This is a genomic window from Parasphingorhabdus sp. (assembly GCF_039982395.1).
Classification (GTDB): domain Bacteria; phylum Pseudomonadota; class Alphaproteobacteria; order Sphingomonadales; family Sphingomonadaceae; genus Parasphingorhabdus.
The window spans coordinates 189,188-206,686 of sequence record NZ_JBDWYO010000003.1 but is presented as its reverse complement, the minus strand read 5'-3'; the positions used below and the strand labels follow the sequence as shown (position 1 = coordinate 206,686).

Genomic DNA, 17,499 nt, shown 5'->3' with positions numbered 1-17,499 from the left:
GCAACAGCCCATCTGAAATCTGATGGAAGAAAGAACAGAATATGTCGAAAGTTGAAATATATACGAAATTTACCTGCGGCTTCTGCTTTCGCGCCAAGGCGTTGCTGGAGGAAAAAAAAGTGAGCTTTGACGAGACAGACATCTCCATGGATGGAGAAAAGCGCGAAGAGATGATTCAGCGTGCCGGTGGTCGGACAACCGTGCCGCAGATATTTATCGACGACCGCCATATCGGTGGTTCAGATGAGCTTGCAGCATTGGAGCGTTCCGGCGAACTCGATGCACTTCTGGCGAGTTGACTGGATTTGAAAATTGCGCTCGCCCAAATGTGCAGTGGCATCGACCCGAGTGAAAATGCCCGGCAGTTGCGCGCGCTTATAACCGAAGCTGTGGCTGGCGGCGCTTCAATGATATTCACGCCGGAAATGACAGGAATGATGGACTGCAATCGGTCGCGCGCAGAAAATGTAATCCGAAATGAATCCGAAGATCCTGTTCTTTTGGTAGCGCGGTCCGAGGCACGGAAAGCAGGGATCTGGGTTCAGCTTGGTTCTTTGGCCATTAGGGACACTGACCGTAAGAATCAGAAATGGGTAAACCGTTCTTTTCTGATCGATCCCGAAGGCGCGATTGTCGCGCGCTATGATAAGATTCATCTGTTCGATGTGGATCTGGGCCCCAATGATTCACAAAGAGAATCTTCTGCATATGCTCGCGGCGATGGTGCGGTTGTAGCGCCGGTCCCTGGCGCCACGTTGGGAATGTCTATATGTTATGATCTTCGTTTTTCCGGGCTTTATGAAGCTATGACCAACGCCGGTGCTGACCTTCTATCGATACCTGCAGCGTTCACAGTTCCCACAGGGAAGGCGCATTGGGAAGTCTTGCTTCGAGCCCGGGCGATCGAGGCCGGTGTTTTTGTCGTGGCGGCGGCACAATATGGCAAGCATGCAGATGGCCGTTCAACGTACGGGCACTCTATGGTGGTTGATCCTTGGGGCAAAGTTTTGCTTGATATGGGCGAGGGCATCGGACTGGATTTCTGCAATCTTGATTTGCAGAAAGTCCAAGAGGTTCGTTCGCGCATCCCGGTGATAGCCCATCGCAAAACGTTCGAGTTGCCGGTGAACCAGGCATGATAGTCTTCGATTTGATTTGCGCGGATGGCGAGCATCAGTTCGAGGGCTGGTTTGGTTCTTCGCAAGACTATAGCGAGCAACTGGATCGCGGATTGCTGGACTGTCCGATGTGCGGAAGTAAAAATATTACCAAGGCCGCCATGGCCCCGAGCGTTGGTCGAAAAGGCAATCAAGAGCCAGTGTCCGAAAAACCAAACGACAATCCATCTGTGCCTGTTGCGGCCCAACCGGTGACCAACAAGACGTCCACTCCCGCTGAATATCAAGAAATAATCGGCAAGCTGGCAAAGGCACAAGAGGGGTTGCTTTCCAATTCCGAATGGGTCGGCGATAAATTTGCAGATAGGGCCCGCGATATTCACTATGGAGATGCTGAAGAGGCGCCAATTCACGGCACGGCGTCGCCAGAAGAAGTCACCGATTTGGAGGAGGAAGGTATCGTTGCTCAACCCCTTCCACTTCCCGTCTTGCCGCCAAAATCCAAAAATTGATTCTGGTATGCCGCTACCAATGGGGTTAGACACGCAAGGACTATGCGCCCGTAGCTCAGTTGGATAGAGCATCAGATTCCTAATCTGGGGGCCACAGGTTCAAATCCTGTCGGGCGCACCATTTCTCCAAAAATTGGATTGCAATCAGGAATGGGGGCGTTCTAGGGGCATCTTTCATGAGCCAAAAGATTGTATATTTTAAGCCAATGCCACAATACTGGCAAGGATAAGCCTAACAAGATCCGCCTGTCCTCTTGTGCCCGTTTTGGCGTAGATGCGTTTTGAGTATAGACGAGTGGTTTCAAGGGTGAGGCCCAAGAGCATGGCCGCTTCCCTGATCGTTACGCCACGACTGATATGCACGGCGAGGCGGGCTTCCTGAAGGGAGAGGCCGAACAGGTTCGCTAGATGTTGGCTGCGATCGACGCTACTGGATCTCTCGCCATGAACAAAGGCAATGGCAACAGGCTGCAACGCCCCTGGAAGATCGGCCGGCGGATTGGTGAGCAGCATATCGAGCCATGGTTCGTCGGAGAGGTGCACGGTCCGGACCGCATTTTCTCCTGCCTGTCGCATTTTCAAAAATTTGTGCAAAATTCCTTGCGCATCGGAGCGCTCGGTTATCAGCCGTCCATCTGGCGATTTGCGTAGGGTTTGTGCCTCTTGTACCAAAACCTCTGCCTGCTCGCTCATATCAATGATCCGGCCAGACGCATCGAGTAAAAGCCAACCAAAATTGAGACGCATGATCGCATCGGCCGAGATACCAGCTTTCAGCCGTTGTCGTTCAAGCTCGGAATGCGTTCCCGCAGCAATAGCCAAATGGTTGGAGAGGGATCCAAGTAGCGCGCCATCACTTGCCGAAAAATCACTTTTCTCACGACCAAGCGAAATCCATATCTGTCCACCATTGGGTTCTGCTACGCGCATGTTGCGGGCAAAACGTATGTTTTCATCTTGCACAAAGAGCGCTTTAAAGCGATTTTGCAGCGGATTGTTTGAGTCGATTAACTCATCCAGGGAGTAGACCCGATTGAGCCGCATTGTGTTGTGCGGCAGGGTTTTTGTGTCTCCGGAATCCCATTGATGGATTTCGTTTATGGCATCGGAGGTGCGATTGAGCGCCGGAATTCGGACAGATTGTAGCCAATCATGCTCTCCTTGAAAGAAAAGGCTGGCATAGTCTGCCGCGGTTCTGCGGCGTAGCTGTTCCAGAAAATCTTCCCATGGAGGCGCGCCGAGTGTGCCGCGGTGAAGCGCCGCTATTAGATCATGTTCTTCGCTCAGAATGATGGACATTCCCATTTTGTATCCCATTTGGGAACTGTATGCGAGAAGAAAGCAGTTATTGGGGCTTTAAATCATTGAGAATGGAACGACTGTGACCCGTATATTAACTCACTTAGAGCGGCTTGAAGCAGAAGCTATCCACATCATGCGTGAAGTGATGGCTGATGCAAAGAATCCAGTGATGATGTACAGCGTTGGCAAGGACAGCGCGGTTTTGTTGCATCTTGCCAAAAAGGCATTCTATCCTTCTTCTCCACCGTTTCCGTTGCTTCATGTCGATACGACCTGGAAATTCAAGGACATGTACGCGTTGCGGGAAAAGGCCGCAGAAGATGCGGGTATGGAATTGATTGTTCACCAAAATGCAGAGGCGCAAGAACGGGGTATAAACCCGTTTGATCATGGTCCGCTTCATACGGATATGTGGAAGACTGAAGGGCTCAAGCAGGCGCTCGATCTTCATGGATTTGATGTAGCGTTTGGCGGTGCTCGGCGTGATGAAGAGAAAAGTCGTGCAAAAGAGCGCATATTCTCATTTCGTACGGCGAGCCATGGATGGGATCCCAAAAACCAGCGGCCGGAACTGTGGAATCTTTACAATGCCAAAAAGGCCAAAGGTGAGAGCATAAGGGTCTTTCCCATTAGCAATTGGACAGAGCTTGATATCTGGCAATATATCATGGCTGAGAATATCGAGATCGTGCCGCTCTATTTTGCCGCACCGCGTCCAACCTATATATATGAGGGTGGACTGTTCATGGCTGATGATCTGGACCGGCTGAAAAAGGTCATGGGTTTTGAACCCGAAATCACTACGCGTTCTGTCCGTTTCCGTACATTGGGCTGCTCCCCCCTTACCGGTGCGGTCGAAAGCACCGCATCGACCCTATCGGAAGTCATTCAGGAAATGCTCCTGACGACCACCAGTGAACGGCAAGGCCGTGTCATAGATAAGGATGAAGGTGGTGCTGGCATGGAGAAGAAGAAGCAGGAGGGCTATTTCTGATGACCGAACATACCGGCAAAGAACCCATTTATCAGACTGAGGCGTTGATCGCAGACGATATTGACGCGTATCTGGCCCAGCATCAGAAAAAAGAATTGCTGCGTTTCATTACCTGCGGGAGCGTGGATGATGGCAAAAGCACACTTATCGGTCGTTTGCTCTACGACAGTAAAATGATCTTCGAAGATCAATTGGAAGCGTTGGAGGCTGATAGCAAAAAATCTGGCACCCAAGGTCAAGAGATTGATTTCGCATTGCTTGTGGACGGGCTGGCTGCGGAGCGCGAACAGGGTATCACCATCGATGTTGCTTATCGGTTTTTCGCGACGGAAAAGCGCAAGTTCATTGTCGCTGATACGCCGGGGCATGAACAATATACCCGTAACATGGTCACTGGTGCATCGACGGCTGATGCTGCTGTCATTCTGGTCGATGCCCGAAAAGGCGTCCTGGTTCAGACGAGGCGCCATTCCTATCTGGCGCATCTGCTTGGGATCAAAAACCTTATTCTTGCTGTGAATAAGATGGACCTCGTTGACTATAGCCAGGACAAATTTGACACTATCGTGAAAGAATATGCCGAATTTGCTACCGAAATTGGCATCAAGGATTTTACAGCAATCCCGATTTCGGGTTTCAAGGGTGACAATATCACGGTTGCGCCGTCAGAAAATATGGCGTGGTATGACGGCCCGGCCTTGATCGGGCATCTCGAGAATATCGAGATTGCCGCCACCGCGGCGCAAGACAAGCCGTTTCGCATGCCGGTGCAATGGGTCAACCGGCCCAATCTCGATTTTCGTGGTTTCTCTGGGCTTGTTTCGGGTGGCACTATCAAGCCGGGTGACCCGGTCCGCATCGTGCCTTCGGGCAAAAACAGCTCTGTTAAGAGCATTGTCGCACTGGGAGGTACGCTTGATGAAGCGGTGGCAGGCGAGTCTGTTACGATCACTTTGGAGGATGAAGTTGATTGTTCACGCGGAGATGTGATTGCGACTGCAGATGATCCACCTGAAGTGTCTGATCAATTTGAATCCACCATTGTTTGGATGAGCGATGAAGCGTTGAAGCCCGGCCGCGGCTATTGGCTGAAACTGGGCTCGCAAACGGTCGGCGCATCGGTACAGGAACCCAAATTTGAGATTAACGTCAACACTATGGAGCGTCTGGCAGCCAAAACGCTGGAATTGAATGCCATCGGTGTGGCAGAAATCCAAACCGACAAGCCAGTGGTGTTCGAACCCTATGCTGACAGTACGGAACTTGGCGGGTTTATTCTGGTCGATAAGATCACGAATGCGACGGTCGCAGCAGGCATGCTGCATTTTAGTTTGCGCAGGGCAGCCAATGTTCATTGGCAGCAGACCACGATTACCCGAGAAGAGCATGGCATTCTCAAGAATCAGACTCCTCGGGTGCTTTGGTTCACCGGTCTCTCTGGTTCGGGTAAATCGACGATTGCCAATGAGGTTGAAAAAAGCCTCAATCTGATGAATCGCCACACCTTCTTGTTGGATGGCGACAATGTGCGGCATGGTTTGAACAAAGATCTTGGTTTTACCGAGGCTGACCGGATCGAGAATATTCGCCGCGTTGGCGAGGTTGCCAAGCTGATGACCGATGCTGGACTGATCGTGCTCACTGCCTTCATTAGCCCGTTTCGGGCCGAGCGGAAAATGGTCCGCGACATGTTACCTGACGCAGAATTTATCGAGATTTTTGTGGATACACCGCTGGAAGTTGCCGAAGAACGGGATGTGAAGGGGCTTTACAAGAAAGCCCGCAGCGGCAAGCTGAAAAACTTCACCGGCATTGATAGCCCTTATGAACCTCCGGAAAATCCCGAAATTCGGGTAAATACGGTTGAAATGACTCCCGCCGAAGCAACCGACTTTATCTTAAGCCAAATCATGCCGTTGAAATGAGCAATGTTATGAACGACTCCGATCTCGCTGCCCATCTCGCACAAACTGCGGGGCGCATTTTGTTGGAAGTGCGCGATAGTGCAATGTTTGATGGGAAGGCACTGGGCAAAGCCGGAGATCAAACTGCGAATGAGTTCCTGGTCCATGCTTTGCGTCATCAGCGGCCTGACGATGGACTGCTTTCCGAAGAAAGCAAGGATACGGAAGATCGTCTGGCCAAATCGCGGGTGTGGATAGTCGATCCCGTGGACGGTACGCGAGAATATGGTGAAGCGCGGGCAGATTGGGCAGTGCATGTGGCACTTGCTGTAGACGGGGTCGCTTCGATCGGGGCTGTCGCGTTGCCGGGCCTTGATGGAAATATCGTTCTGCGAAGCGATGAAATCGATGCGCATCCGACCCATGACGGTCCGCCCCGCTTGGTGGTCAGTCGCACGCGACCGGCGGCTGAAGCAGTCTCTGTAGCAAAGAAGCTCGAGGGTGAATTGTTACCAATGGGTTCTGCCGGAGCAAAGGCCATGGCTATTGTCCGGGGAGAAGCGGAAATATATCTCCACTCAGGCGGTCAGTTCGAATGGGATAGCTGTGCCCCTGTCGCAGTCGCATCCGCTTATGGATTGCACTGCTCACGCATCGATGGCTCGCCTCTCATTTACAATCAACGGGATACGTATATGCCCGACTTGCTGATCTGTAGGAAAGAATGGACAGATCGAGTTTTTGACGCACTGAACACCTAAATGGAGAGGCTTTGCGATTCATCGCCAGTTTTGACCATTTCGAATAGTCGCGACAGTATCTGGCCGACGACCGCAATCTGAAAATACGTTCTCAACGTTCCCAATAGCGCGTTTTCGCTCTCGAAATTTTTTTGGTTTCCGGGCTAAAGTATAGCGATGTTTTGCCGTTCAATATTATATTGTCGAGCCAGACAGAAACTAGCGAGCATCGAAAGAATCCTATGGCTCAATGTCTTGGAAAATCCTGGATTTTCCTGATTAAGGAATCGAGCTATGACCATGTTGACGGCTATATTGACTTCTGTCTCTCTGATGGTCGCCGGTGGAAGCAATTTAGAAAGTGACGACAATCAAGCTAAGCGACAAAAAACACTAGAGATTCAATCTACATGGGAATGTTCTGAAACAGTGCTTGAATTCCAAGTCGCTGGCACCGTGCACGAGACCGAGAGTGAATATTGCGCTAAGTTGAAAAAATTGCGTGATCCCGAGATAGATTAGGATTTCTACTCTCGATCGACCGACCCAAAACTGAAAGTTTGTTTTACGATCTTCAAGTATATGTCCAGACGAGGAATGATTGAATCCTCCTACTGAGAAAATAGCAAAATTGTCGGTTGTTTGGGCAGGGCGCGTAAAATCTTGAGCCGTGGTTTTTCCAAATTAATTGGTTGGCGTATCTTCCTGATCTTCAGAGAGAATATCAAGTGCTTCGACAATTTTCAATGCAGGCAGAAAAAGCTGATGTTCGTCGAGTTCGGACAATATTTTTTCGAGTGCGCCAATAATCGCATCTTTCCTGTCCTTCTTTGCATTGTCGGGCATGATGGAAATTCCTTAGCCTATTCAACGCATCGATATTTTTCGTTTGGCCTCGATGCTGCTGGCAATATGTGGTTAACGGGAAAGCACCCTTATTCTTAATCTTGGACTCCGGTTTTTGTCGCTGTGCAATCCAAATTGATACTGCGTTTCATCCAAATTTTGATCGATCTGTGTTGGTTGCGTTCCCTCAATCAAGACGGTATGAACAATGAGAATTTATGGGGCATTAACCTTGGAAGAAATCGCGCAAGATCTATCGCGTATTGCAAAGCTTACTGAAAAGCAGCGAGAATGCTTACACCTAGTGGTTCTGCGAAAATCTTCTAAAGAAATCGCGCGAATCCTGGATATTTCCAAACCTGCTGTGGATCAACGATTGATTGGCGCTCGAAGAGTGCTGGGGGCTTCGACCCGAGGCGAGGCGGCTCTCATCTATGCACGAGCATCGGGAACCTATGACCCGATACTATATGATCCGGCATGTGTTCCCTCCTACGAGACTTTCGATCAAGAGGGCTCTCGGGACGAGCGATCAAATTCCGTCATGCTCGAAGAAGTATCAACCTCTTATGATTTTGATACCGAGCATGACATGAATTTTTGGCCGCAAAGCCTGAAGGAGCCTCGAGGCAATTGGGGAACCGCTCAACGCATAGCCATCATCGTCGTGCTGACGATCGGAATATTGGCAATTGTTTTGATTGGTTTGTCAGTCTCCCAGTCTCTTTCTAGTCTGTTGACAGCCTAAGCAGCCACTGGGCTCTCATTTTTTGAAACGGCAGAATCCGCAATTTGCGGAAAGGATGGACTATGTCTTATCAAATCAGAATTGCGAAAGATAAAATCAAGCAAGAAGTCCCTCAAACAGAGGCCTCCATCGATCAAGCGCTAGTCTCGGTGTCGAGCTTAATGGTCACTTTGATTGAAGCACGCATGAATGCCGGCACACCAGCGGGGACAGGGCAGGTCGCTGTCCGTAGGTTGGCAAAGGCTCAAATGGCGCTAGTTGAAGCCAGCAGCGATGTTTTCCGGGTACATGGAGAACTGAAGAAGGTTGGTCAGGAACTGGCAGGCATGGATACGCACGAAAACTGTCCGCCAGCTCAAGCGTCAGGCGCTGAAGGCAAATTACATTCTGTTGCAGCTTGAATAATCAGAGGTTGACTGGAATGCTTGAGACTGTTTCAACTAGGCGATGCGGACCACAATTTTCTTCATCTTCTGCTGCGCGGCGTGCCTCTATGCCCTGTATCGTGGAGGGGCGCCAGAGCGTTGGATTGCGGCCGTCGTTATTGCGATGTGGGGATTGGACCCGCTCGTTCATCTCGTTACCCCGCTCGAATATGCAAAGTTGGATCCTGGGCACTTGGTCATTGATTTGGCCTCATGGCTCTGCCTTTTTGCTGTCGCGCTGTGCGCAAATAGATTTTGGCCATTATGGGTAGTCTCGCTCCAGACAATCGCGGTCGTCGCCCACATAACGCGGATGCTCGACGTGACGATTCATCCAAAAGCCTATATGATCATGCAAATAGCTTCTTCTTATCCGTTGGTGGTCTTGTTGATAATGGGAACTTACTATCACCAGAAAAGGCTGAAAATCACCGGGGCCGACAAGCCCTGGCGCAGTTCATAGAGATTGTTGCACCCAACGACGGGGGGCAACTCTCATCCGAACTACTCGATGAATTTGGATCTATTGGTCGAATGTTGGGGCAGTCTGAAGCAGCACTTCACCGGGTTCTCCCGAGTAACCCTGTCTTGGTAAAGCTTCTCACGACAACCGAGAAGTTGATCGTTGCCCGATTGAAGAATGAACTGCCCCGAAAGATTTTTTCGGCCACCGATCAGCGTCTGGTAAAGTATCTTCAGGCCCGTATAGGCGCGCGAACATCAGAGGCGATGCGAGTGTTGTTTTTGGATGGTGCGAACCATTTGTTAGGAGATGAGGAGTTTGGCGCAGGGTCTCCGCAGCGAATATTCGTCCAGCCGCGGAGTATCTTGAAGAGGGCTCTGGAACTCGATGCCAGTGGTATGATTCTGGCGCACAATCATCCGGGCGGCGATGTTAGACCCAGTAAGAGAGATATTGAGTTTACCAAGTCTATCAAAACTCTGTGTGTGGAGCTGGAGATACGCCTGCACGATCATATCATCATCGCAAGTGACAGCTGGACGAGTTTCAGAAAGTTAAAGATAATATGACAAGCGAGCGCACGCCTCGAAATATCGAACGCGCGACAAATGAATTGCGTAGGCAGCGGCGACGGAATTTAAGCTTTTCCAATCCGCATATTTTTGGTGATCCAGCTTGGGAGCTTTTGCTCGAAGCTTATATCGCGGCGAATAAGGGTCAATGCATTGTTCCGTCTGATTTGGGCAAAGACCTTCGAAGGCCCGTATCCGTTGTAAAAAGACTGTCGTCGATTCTTGAAACGGAGGGCTATATTGAGGAATGTCGCTTGCACAGATGCGAAGGACTGGGCTGTTTCCAATTGACGGATGATGCGACAATCTGGTGCGAACAATGTATTGCACCAGATGGTTTTCAAAATAACTGATTGTCACATTCTCTTCGTTGACCCAATATGAAATTCTAATGTTTGAAAATGAACTTGGGGTTCAACTTCGGGAAGAGCTATGGAATTTACTTACAAAGAAATTCAAGAAATTCTGTCGCAGAAACATAATATTGATGATGCCAATAGAACCGCATTCCGTGGCAGGATTCAGCATATGCAGCGCCTTGGTTTCCCGACCGGTGTAAATACCGGAAAAGGAAAGCCAGCCGTCTATTCCTGGCATGAGCTATTGCTCCTCGGACTGGCCTTTGAATATTTGGAGATCGGATCAACGCCTGACCGGTCCATCGCAGAAATCATCAAAATCGAAGATATGTTGTTGGCGGGGGTTTCAAAAGTTATTCTAGCGGGTGAGCAGGCTGAACAGTCTGAAGAGATAGATTATTTTCTCTTTGCCGAATTATCGGCATTGTTGACCTTAAGGTCAGAAGACAGTTGGCACCAGCGATGCAAGATTCTGTCGTTCAAAGATATCAGGCAAATATTGTCTTCGGAAGGCGACGACGCCTATCGATCTCCTTATGCAATAATCGATTTGCGGCAGTTCCTCGGCGGTATTTTTGTGGGTGTTCTGAGTGTCTGCGGGATCAACAACGAAATCATGGCCAGGGACATAAGATTATGGGCTTCCAGGCAATCATAGCGCGCAAGACAATAGCCTCAAATTTGCAATTCCCGTTTTCAAGACCTTCAAAGCCATTTCCATAAGCAGATGCCAAAAGGTTAAAATCAATCCGGCTCGACCGTCAATGACTCCACGGACTGACTTTGCGTCAGAATTGGAGGAGTTGCCGTCATCGACCAAATTTCTGGACCGCATGCAGCTTTCCGACCGCTCATGTTGGTTTTTTGCATCTGCTTATCTATGATCTTCGGAATATCGGGGCTGACTGCGGAGGCCCATGCAGCAGACAAAGGCGGTGTCACGACCGCGACCGCATCGGCCGTCATTCACCGAAACATCCAAATCAGGCAAGATGGATCGGTCGACTCTGATGCTTTTGATAGCCCCAATTCGATCCAGGTGACGAGACAGGCCTGTGATCTTGAAATGCGTGGTCCACTGACCAATTGTGTGTTTCTAGTCTATGAGCTTCAATAGCGTTGAAAACGAAAATAATCTGATAGACAGAGCTCATCCAATGCAATCTGGCTTGGCCAGTTCAATTCAACTATCTGTCTTTTCCAACTCTGCCTGTTTCAGCGCATTGATGGCCTCTTCGATTTTGATCGCAGGAATCGACAGGTCATTCGCATCAAAATATTGCAACACGTCTTTTAGGTTTTCAATCAACCCATGCACATTGACGTCCTCATTCATCATAAGGAATCACATCGGTTGGAAAACTATTGTGCGATATCATGATCGACAGTCTCAACTTTTTGAACTCAAGAAATTAGTTAGATACCCAATCTACGCGAACCTCTAAGGTTAAGCGGTTGCAAATTCAATCAAAAATAGTCTTTTACGTTGAATTGCTACATCTGTTTAACTATTTTACAAGATGATACAAGTGTTAATTTGTAATTGTCCGTAAAATCGATTGGATTTAGCCAACGAAATTGATGTTTCAAGCGGATTGAATCAAATTAGATTGCCTGGATGCTTTAAGTATTTCTACCTTCACCGTTAACCACAGTGTGAAGGAACCAAGCTATGGCTGAATTTGACTATGACTTTGTGGTAATTGGAGGAGGGCCGGCTGGTCGTCGAGCCGCTATCCAGGCATCTAAACTCGGCAAATCTGTTGCCGTCGTAGATGATCAAAAATCGATCGGAGGTGTCTCAGTTCATACTGGTACATTGCCGTCAAAAACGATCCGAGAATCGGTTTTGTCCGTGACCGGTTGGCGCGACCAGCATTTTAAATCCAGACAACATCGCAATGGCATCAAGATGATGCAGGATTCTATCAATTCTCGTCTCTCAACTACCTTGGGGGATGAAGTCGAAGTTATCGATAGCCAGCTTGCGAGAAACAATGTTGCTATTCTAAACGGAAGGGCGAAGTTTGTCGGTGTTCACAAGCTTGCGATCCATCAGAATTTTCAAGGCAAGAAAACAAATTTTTCGGTGACCGCTGACAAATTTCTCATTGCTGTAGGAACAAAACCCTTTCGTCCAAAAACCATCCCTTTCAATGGAACCACTGTCATTGACAGTGATGGAGTGGCCGCCAACTTGCCCATGCCCAAAAGCATTACGGTTGTTGGTGGTGGGGTCATCGGTTTGGAATATGCCACGATTTTTTCGACATTGGAAATTCCGGTCACAGTGGTTGAAGCCCGCGAAAAGATTCTGGAGTTCATCGATCGCGATATTGTCGCGAATTTTGTCCATCAACTCTCGGAACGGGGAATCAATCTTCGACTTGGGCGGTCAATCGATAAGATCTCATTGAATGAGCATGGGCACCCGGACATTGTCCTGGACGATGGCCGGCTTCTTCGGTCGGAAATGCTTCTGTTCACAGCAGGTCGTGTCGGTGCGGTAGATAGTCTGGGGCTCGAGAAGGTCGGAATTGAATGTGATAGTCGCGGCCGACTGACGGTAGACAAAGAAACTTTGCAGACAGCTCAGTCGAATATTTATGCGGCCGGCGATATCATCGGTTTTCCTGCATTGGCATCAACGTCAATGGAACAGGGGCGGCAAGCTGCCTGTCATGCCTTTGGCGTACCGATCCAGAATTCAGGTCATAGCTTTCCCTTGGGAATTTATTCCATTCCCGAAATCGCGAGTATTGGTTTGTCGGAAGAAGAAGCGCGAGAGCAGGGCTTTCAGGTCGAAATTGGTGTCGCGCGTTTTCAGGAAACATCCCGCGGACACATTTTGGGCAATTGCAAGGGCATGCTCAAATGTATCTTTGATCTCAACGAACGGAAGTTGCTCGGCGTTCATATCGTCGGAGAAGGCGCAACAGAATTGATTCACATCGGACAAGCGGTGATCAACCTCAATGGAGGCATCGATTATCTGTCGGATAATGTTTTCAATTTTCCAACGCTAGCCGAAGCATATAAGGTGGCCGCCTTGGATGCCTTTAACCGCATGCCACTGCCGAGGCTGAGAGCCTGACATGAAAATCGATATCAAAAATATACTGGATTCGTTCACGAACGAGAAGGATGGTGGCGACGCGTGTCCGGTCTGCACCGATCGGCAAGGTAAACCATCCACGCTGTTTGAGATCGGGGACTTTATTACGCGTCACAACCTGTCATTGGGGCCGAAAAATCTCGAGCAAACCTGGGAGTATGTTTGCGGCAATAACCAGGCATTGAAAGCAGAGTTGGATCAAGCGGCATCGACTGCCGAGCTCAACGACGAAACCGCCATGGAAATTTACGAAAAATATTTCAGCGACGATCTCAATGAGCGGATCGAGAAAATTTTTCTGGAAGCAATAGAGCAAATTCACAGCACGCAGGAAATCATTAGCACTGGCAATGACAACGCCATCAAACATGAAAACCAGATGATCAAGCAGGCTGACCACATCCGGGGGAAAAGAGGCAGCGTTGATAAAGCCATTGAAAAGCTACTAGATCTTTCCCGAGTCATGGTTGAATCCACCCGGGAAAATAGGGAGCAGATCTCGCAAACGAACGAGAAGCTCGCCAAACTCCAAAATGAACTAGAAGTCGCGCGCAGCGAAGCTGACCATGACAAATTGACGCAGCTTCCTAACCGCCGAAAATTTGACAAGGTTCTGGACGCTGCTTTCCAGCGGCTAAAAGAAGCCGAGCAACCCTTTGTGTTGGCGTTTGTTGATATCGATCATTTTAAACGCGTGAACGATACATTCGGCCACGAATGTGGCGATCGCGTCCTTCGTTTGATTGCAGATCAATTGTCTGTGCTATCCAACAATCGTTGTCATATCTCCCGCTATGGTGGGGAGGAATTTGCGATATTGTTCGAGGGTGAAGACTTCGATAGCGTCTTGCATAAGATCAATGATTGCCGGAACGCCTTGGCACGGAAATCCCTTGTCGACGTTGGATCCGGACAACCAATTGGTCGGGTGACATTCTCGGCCGGGATGGCAGAATGCTTGCCTTCAGACACCAAGTCGGCGGTCCTTAGAAAGGCAGATCTTGCGCTTTACAACGCAAAGTCAGAAGGCCGGAATATGGTGTGTACTTATTCCCAAAGCTCCGAGAACCGCAGAATTTCTGATAGCTAGTATCGAGGTTCTGACAATCGCTAGAGATTAGCGAAAAATCCAAGCAATAAACATCCGGATGCGACGATCAGCGCCGCACGCAATGCGATGGCTCGCGCTGATGAATGCGCCGACCATAGGCAAGTTCGATCCCGTCACCTTTGAGCTCGTCTTACAAGTTCCAAAAAAGTTTGCCATCGATAGTTAACGCATTAGCCTATTGATGGGGATAGTTGGGTAGGGCGAAACAATCGCCCTACCCAATCCTGAAGAGCGCATACCAGGTGCACTGCGTTCACCAAGACTGGGGCCTGCGGGGGCTGGTCAGTCTAGGTGGAAAGAGTTCATCCTTTCCAGATCCCTCTTATCCGAATCCAAGCTGCACAGAGCAATGCATATCCCACCCAATCTGGTGCGATGCCAAGATTTTATATCCAATTTGGTGCAATTGTAAAAACATGCCCAACCGAATTACGGTCAAAACAGCTCGTGTACTAGCGAAGCGATGCTTGATTTCTGGGCCGCGCCGGCGGCCATGCTTATACAGCGGTGACGTTTAGATTGGGTTGAATGTAAACCCCGTTGATCGATCTGATCGCGATCATTCCCGTTTCAACGTGATAGAAATTCGCCTGTTGCGATCGTCCATCGGGTCTTCTGGGTTATAGGGCTCAGTGTCCGCCACGCCTTCAATTCTGGACATTCTGTCATTCGTAACACCGCGATCGACCAGTCCTTTGCGAGTGGCTTCGGCTCTGGCAGAAGATAGCAGCCAATTGTTCATATTCTTCCCGCTCGCATAGGGTAGGCTATCGGTGTGACCTCGGATGACGAGGAGATTGTCGACACTGTCCAATATTTTCGCAACTTCCCCGATCAGGACTTTTGCCTGCGGATTGAGATTGTCCGTGGCAAGTGCGAACATACTGAAGTTGGCTTCATCGATCAGATCAATACGCAGGCCTTCTTCGGTATCGGTAAAACGAATGTTCTTGAGCAGCGCGAGTTTGCTCGGATCATTTTTCAACTGCTCTCGAATTTTCTTTTCAAATTCTTTGGCATCCATTGCTTTGGTGCTTTTGCTTTTTTTGCCTTTGTCATCCTGGGTTCCTGTCGCATCGCGTGGGATGGTTATGGAACGCGTGCCCGTTTGCGCCGCTTTGTGAGGATAATTGTCTTTGTCTGTGAGAGATGATCCGCCGAAGGGACCGTTAGCCCCGGCGCTGCTTTCGCGCATCTGCACAAGCGTTGGTGCGAAATAATCAGCCAGCGCTTTACGTTGCTTTTCGTTGGTTGCACCCAGCAACCACATCAGAAGAAAGAAGGCCATCATGGCCGTCACAAAATCGGCGTAGGCCACCTTCCATGCACCGCCGTGATGGCCGCCATGTTCCTCGACGATTATTTTTTTGACAATGATCGGCGGCTGATTGGAAGCAGCATCTGCTTTTTTAGCCATGGATCAACGCGCCCGTATTGCGTCAAAGACATCGGCGAAGCTCGGCTGGTTTGCATGCTGCAAGCTGGTCCGTGCTGCTTCGATAATCAGTGGTTGAGGGTGACCATGCAGGCTAGCAATGATCAGTTGTTTTGCGACATGATAGATGCTGGCATCGCTTTCAATAACGGCGCGAACGCGGTTCGCCATCGGTCCCACCAGGCCATAGGCAAGCAAAACGCCCAGAAATGTTCCAACCAGTGCCGAGCCGATCATGCCGCCCAGAACAGATGGCGGTTGGTCGATGGAGCCCATCACTTTAATGATGCCCAAAACAGCTGCAACAATCCCCAAAGCGGGCAGGGCGTCTGCCAGGCCTTGAAGGTCGTCGGCTGGCGAAATAGCTTCATGATGGTGGGTTTTGATTGCTTGATCCATGACATCTTCGACCGCGTGCGGATCCAGTGTTCCGGAGGAAACCACCACGAGCCTCAGGCTATCGGCGATGAGATGAATCAAGGATTCATCCTTCAGAAGCTTTGGATATTCGCTGAATATTGGGGAAGCTTTCGGATCCTCAATATGAGGTTCCAGTGCTACCGGGCCTTCACTTTTGAGAATCTTGGTCAGTTTTGACACCAGCAATATGCAGTCCATAAAATCCTGCTTCACATATGTGGGGCCTTTAAAAACTTTGCCGAAGCCACCCATCAGTGATTTGAGCCGCGCGCCGCTGTTGCCTATGACCAGAGCGCCGACGGCGGAGCCGCCAATAATGCCCATTTCAACCGGCAATGCTGCCACAACCACCCCTAGGTCGCCGCCAGACAACATGAAGACGCCAAAAACCATGACGAGCAAAATGACTATACCAATACCGGCAAACATATTTTAATTCCCCATCAACGAGATCCAATTGTGATGTTGGTTCCCATTCAGGCTTTTCAGGAAGCAAACACTTTTAAGGTAAACGGAAGAAGATGACTTTGGTTAAGAGCAAAGATCATGTATTTTGACCGCTTAACCGATCAATTGGATCAGCGAAGTGCTGCTTGAGTTTGCATAAAGCCGTTGTGCGGCCTCAAGATTGACCAAAAGAGACTGAAAGCGGGTCACAGCCTCCGCAATATCGGTGTTTTCCAGTGTTGATCGCCTCTCGGTCGATGTGAGTTGGGACTGCAGCAGCCTGTCTTCCTGTTCGTCCAGTCGATTGACCATCAAGCCCTGACCCGCGACCAAGGTGGCAAAATGACTCACCAATGATTCCGTCCGTTCGAGCTGTTGGCTTCGGTCAGCGGCTGTACCTGTGCGAACGGCGGTGATCATATCATTCATGATCGTATCAAGATCGCTTGTGGCGCCACCACCAATGTCAATCGATTGGGCAAGGCTTTGTAGATTGGGAGAGGGGGTAACCAGGACGTTGGTATCAATCCGCATCTGGATCGGGTCGCCCGCATGAAATAATTTGCCACTATAGCTGTCTTCAGCCTGACTCAATTGGTTGAACTGGTCGCGCAAGCTTTCCAGTTCGATGGCAATCACGTCCCGGTCAGCCGTTGAGAGCGTTTCATTATTTGCCAGAATGACCAGTTCCTTGGCGCGCGTCACGCCACTGGCGATCGTATCCATCGTGGATTCTGCTTGCTGCGCCTTGATGCGAGCTCGTCCGATATTGATCAGCCATGAATCTTCGATCGCGGCTTTCCTGCCCAGGCTAGATACTTCCAGCCAACTGGACGGTGCTTCGGATGGCCGATTGAAACTTTTGCCGCTCGCTATGGATTCTTGCGCCTTGGCGATGAGAGTCGACAAGCCTCGTTGCTGCTGAATAGCATCATTGGGTCTGTTCCTATTGATCGATTCCATTTTATGTTCCTTCGCACGCGATCAA

At 49.6% G+C, this 17,499-nt stretch carries 19 protein-coding genes, 1 tRNA gene and 1 pseudogene; 15 read left to right on the top strand and 6 right to left on the bottom strand.

The genetic code is table 11. The features are described 5' to 3' along the window. Positions 1 to 41: 41 nt before the first annotated feature. The 4 genes from grxC (at position 42) to ABJV08_RS07660 (ending at position 1,751) form a co-directional block, all read left to right on the top strand. Complete coding sequence (gene grxC / locus ABJV08_RS07675; protein WP_348040644.1) at positions 42 to 299, top strand: glutaredoxin 3; 258 nt, start codon at positions 42 to 44, stop codon at positions 297 to 299. Positions 300 to 305: 6 nt separating this feature from the next. After that, positions 306 to 1,139 carry a carbon-nitrogen hydrolase family protein gene (locus ABJV08_RS07670; protein WP_348040643.1) on the top strand — a complete coding sequence of 278 codons (834 nt, stop codon included), beginning with the start codon at positions 306 to 308 and terminating at the stop codon, positions 1,137 to 1,139. Beyond that, on the top strand, positions 1,136 to 1,630 hold the full coding sequence (locus tag ABJV08_RS07665) for a DUF1178 family protein (RefSeq protein ID WP_348040642.1): 495 nt from the start codon (positions 1,136 to 1,138) through the stop codon (positions 1,628 to 1,630). Before ABJV08_RS07670 ends, ABJV08_RS07665 begins: the two co-directional genes overlap by 4 nt. Before the next feature lie 44 nt (positions 1,631 to 1,674). Further along, positions 1,675 to 1,751: transfer RNA gene (locus tag ABJV08_RS07660), tRNA-Arg, on the top strand. A gap of 77 nt (positions 1,752 to 1,828) precedes the next feature. On the opposite strand, the gene ABJV08_RS07655 is transcribed toward ABJV08_RS07660, so the two are convergent. After that, complete coding sequence (locus ABJV08_RS07655) at positions 1,829 to 2,929, bottom strand: helix-turn-helix transcriptional regulator (protein ID WP_348040640.1); 1,101 nt, start codon at positions 2,927 to 2,929, stop codon at positions 1,829 to 1,831. 82 nt (positions 2,930 to 3,011) lie between these two features. Here ABJV08_RS07655 and cysD point away from each other — a divergent pair, with 82 nt between their 5' ends. From cysD to ABJV08_RS07635, 4 genes are all read left to right on the top strand, one after another. Then, complete coding sequence (cysD, locus tag ABJV08_RS07650) at positions 3,012 to 3,926, top strand: sulfate adenylyltransferase subunit CysD (protein WP_348040638.1); 915 nt, start codon at positions 3,012 to 3,014, stop codon at positions 3,924 to 3,926. Continuing rightward, entirely contained in the window at positions 3,926 to 5,851 is a 1,926-nt protein-coding gene (gene cysN, locus ABJV08_RS07645; protein ID WP_348040636.1) for a sulfate adenylyltransferase subunit CysN, read from the top strand. Before cysD ends, cysN begins: the two co-directional genes overlap by 1 nt. A gap of 8 nt (positions 5,852 to 5,859) precedes the next feature. Further along, complete coding sequence (locus ABJV08_RS07640) at positions 5,860 to 6,591, top strand: 3'(2'),5'-bisphosphate nucleotidase CysQ (RefSeq protein ID WP_348040634.1); 732 nt, start codon at positions 5,860 to 5,862, stop codon at positions 6,589 to 6,591. A gap of 273 nt (positions 6,592 to 6,864) precedes the next feature. Continuing rightward, positions 6,865 to 7,092, top strand: a complete 228-nt coding sequence (locus ABJV08_RS07635) for a hypothetical protein (RefSeq protein WP_348040632.1) — start codon at positions 6,865 to 6,867, stop codon at positions 7,090 to 7,092. A gap of 162 nt (positions 7,093 to 7,254) precedes the next feature. On the opposite strand, the gene ABJV08_RS07630 is transcribed toward ABJV08_RS07635, so the two are convergent. After that, entirely contained in the window at positions 7,255 to 7,416 is a 162-nt protein-coding gene (locus ABJV08_RS07630) for a hypothetical protein (RefSeq protein WP_348040630.1), read from the bottom strand. 232 nt (positions 7,417 to 7,648) lie between these two features. On the opposite strand from ABJV08_RS07630, the gene ABJV08_RS07625 reads away from it, so the two are divergent. From ABJV08_RS07625 to ABJV08_RS07605, 5 genes are all read left to right on the top strand, one after another. Next, entirely contained in the window at positions 7,649 to 8,164 is a 516-nt protein-coding gene (locus ABJV08_RS07625; protein ID WP_348040628.1) for a helix-turn-helix transcriptional regulator, read from the top strand. 62 nt (positions 8,165 to 8,226) lie between these two features. After that, positions 8,227 to 8,565 (top strand): hypothetical protein, encoded by a 339-nt coding sequence (locus tag ABJV08_RS07620; RefSeq protein WP_348040626.1) that lies wholly within the window; start codon positions 8,227 to 8,229, stop codon positions 8,563 to 8,565. A gap of 288 nt (positions 8,566 to 8,853) precedes the next feature. Further along, on the top strand, positions 8,854 to 9,621 hold the full coding sequence (locus ABJV08_RS07615; protein ID WP_348040624.1) for a JAB domain-containing protein: 768 nt from the start codon (positions 8,854 to 8,856) through the stop codon (positions 9,619 to 9,621). A gap of 435 nt (positions 9,622 to 10,056) precedes the next feature. After that, positions 10,057 to 10,641 (top strand): hypothetical protein, encoded by a 585-nt coding sequence (locus ABJV08_RS07610; RefSeq protein ID WP_348040622.1) that lies wholly within the window; start codon positions 10,057 to 10,059, stop codon positions 10,639 to 10,641. Positions 10,642 to 10,863: 222 nt separating this feature from the next. Next, positions 10,864 to 11,100, top strand: coding sequence for a hypothetical protein (locus ABJV08_RS07605; protein ID WP_348040620.1), 237 nt, complete (start codon positions 10,864 to 10,866; stop codon positions 11,098 to 11,100). 66 nt (positions 11,101 to 11,166) lie between these two features. On the opposite strand, the gene ABJV08_RS07600 is transcribed toward ABJV08_RS07605, so the two are convergent. Continuing rightward, complete coding sequence (locus ABJV08_RS07600) at positions 11,167 to 11,322, bottom strand: hypothetical protein (protein ID WP_348040618.1); 156 nt, start codon at positions 11,320 to 11,322, stop codon at positions 11,167 to 11,169. Between the two features lie 333 nt (positions 11,323 to 11,655). Between ABJV08_RS07600 and sthA the strand changes: the two genes are divergently transcribed. Beyond that, positions 11,656 to 13,077: a Si-specific NAD(P)(+) transhydrogenase gene (gene sthA / locus ABJV08_RS07595; protein WP_348040616.1), complete on the top strand. Its 1,422-nt coding sequence runs from the start codon at positions 11,656 to 11,658 to the stop codon at positions 13,075 to 13,077. 1 nt (position 13,078) lies between these two features. Next, on the top strand, positions 13,079 to 14,188 hold the full coding sequence (locus tag ABJV08_RS07590; RefSeq protein ID WP_348040614.1) for a GGDEF domain-containing protein: 1,110 nt from the start codon (positions 13,079 to 13,081) through the stop codon (positions 14,186 to 14,188). A gap of 592 nt (positions 14,189 to 14,780) precedes the next feature. Here the strand turns inward: ABJV08_RS07590 and ABJV08_RS07585 are convergent. The 3 genes and pseudogenes from ABJV08_RS07585 to ABJV08_RS07575 form a co-directional block, all read right to left on the bottom strand. After that, positions 14,781 to 15,626 (bottom strand): annotated as a pseudogene (locus tag ABJV08_RS07585) (flagellar motor protein MotB); the annotation flags it as partial. Positions 15,627 to 15,629: 3 nt separating this feature from the next. Next, positions 15,630 to 16,493 carry a flagellar motor stator protein MotA gene (gene motA / locus ABJV08_RS07580; RefSeq protein WP_348040612.1) on the bottom strand — a complete coding sequence of 288 codons (864 nt, stop codon included), beginning with the start codon at positions 16,491 to 16,493 and terminating at the stop codon, positions 15,630 to 15,632. 132 nt (positions 16,494 to 16,625) lie between these two features. After that, complete coding sequence (locus tag ABJV08_RS07575; RefSeq protein WP_348040610.1) at positions 16,626 to 17,474, bottom strand: hypothetical protein; 849 nt, start codon at positions 17,472 to 17,474, stop codon at positions 16,626 to 16,628. Positions 17,475 to 17,499 lie beyond the last annotated feature (25 nt).

Excerpts from the sequence above, each read along its gene's own strand:
- ABJV08_RS07610 (WP_348040622.1), top strand. The coding sequence starts at position 10,057 with ATGGAATTTACTTACAAAGAAATTCAAGAAATTCTGTCGCAGAAACAT.
- ABJV08_RS07635 (WP_348040632.1), top strand. The coding sequence starts at position 6,865 with ATGACCATGTTGACGGCTATATTGACTTCTGTCTCTCTGATGGTCGCC.
- ABJV08_RS07655 (WP_348040640.1), bottom strand. The coding sequence starts at position 2,929 with ATGTCCATCATTCTGAGCGAAGAACATGATCTAATAGCGGCGCTTCAC.
- sthA (WP_348040616.1), top strand. The coding sequence starts at position 11,656 with ATGGCTGAATTTGACTATGACTTTGTGGTAATTGGAGGAGGGCCGGCT.
- ABJV08_RS07620 (WP_348040626.1), top strand. The coding sequence starts at position 8,227 with ATGTCTTATCAAATCAGAATTGCGAAAGATAAAATCAAGCAAGAAGTC.
- ABJV08_RS07615 (WP_348040624.1), top strand. The coding sequence starts at position 8,854 with ATGGGTAGTCTCGCTCCAGACAATCGCGGTCGTCGCCCACATAACGCG.
- cysN (WP_348040636.1), top strand. The coding sequence starts at position 3,926 with ATGACCGAACATACCGGCAAAGAACCCATTTATCAGACTGAGGCGTTG.
- motA (WP_348040612.1), bottom strand. The coding sequence starts at position 16,493 with ATGTTTGCCGGTATTGGTATAGTCATTTTGCTCGTCATGGTTTTTGGC.
- grxC (WP_348040644.1), top strand. The coding sequence starts at position 42 with ATGTCGAAAGTTGAAATATATACGAAATTTACCTGCGGCTTCTGCTTT.
- ABJV08_RS07575 (WP_348040610.1), bottom strand. The coding sequence starts at position 17,474 with ATGGAATCGATCAATAGGAACAGACCCAATGATGCTATTCAGCAGCAA.
- ABJV08_RS07605 (WP_348040620.1), top strand. The coding sequence starts at position 10,864 with ATGATCTTCGGAATATCGGGGCTGACTGCGGAGGCCCATGCAGCAGAC.
- ABJV08_RS07665 (WP_348040642.1), top strand. The coding sequence starts at position 1,136 with ATGATAGTCTTCGATTTGATTTGCGCGGATGGCGAGCATCAGTTCGAG.
- ABJV08_RS07630 (WP_348040630.1), bottom strand. The coding sequence starts at position 7,416 with ATGCCCGACAATGCAAAGAAGGACAGGAAAGATGCGATTATTGGCGCA.
- ABJV08_RS07640 (WP_348040634.1), top strand. The coding sequence starts at position 5,860 with ATGAACGACTCCGATCTCGCTGCCCATCTCGCACAAACTGCGGGGCGC.
- ABJV08_RS07590 (WP_348040614.1), top strand. The coding sequence starts at position 13,079 with ATGAAAATCGATATCAAAAATATACTGGATTCGTTCACGAACGAGAAG.
- ABJV08_RS07600 (WP_348040618.1), bottom strand. The coding sequence starts at position 11,322 with ATGATGAATGAGGACGTCAATGTGCATGGGTTGATTGAAAACCTAAAA.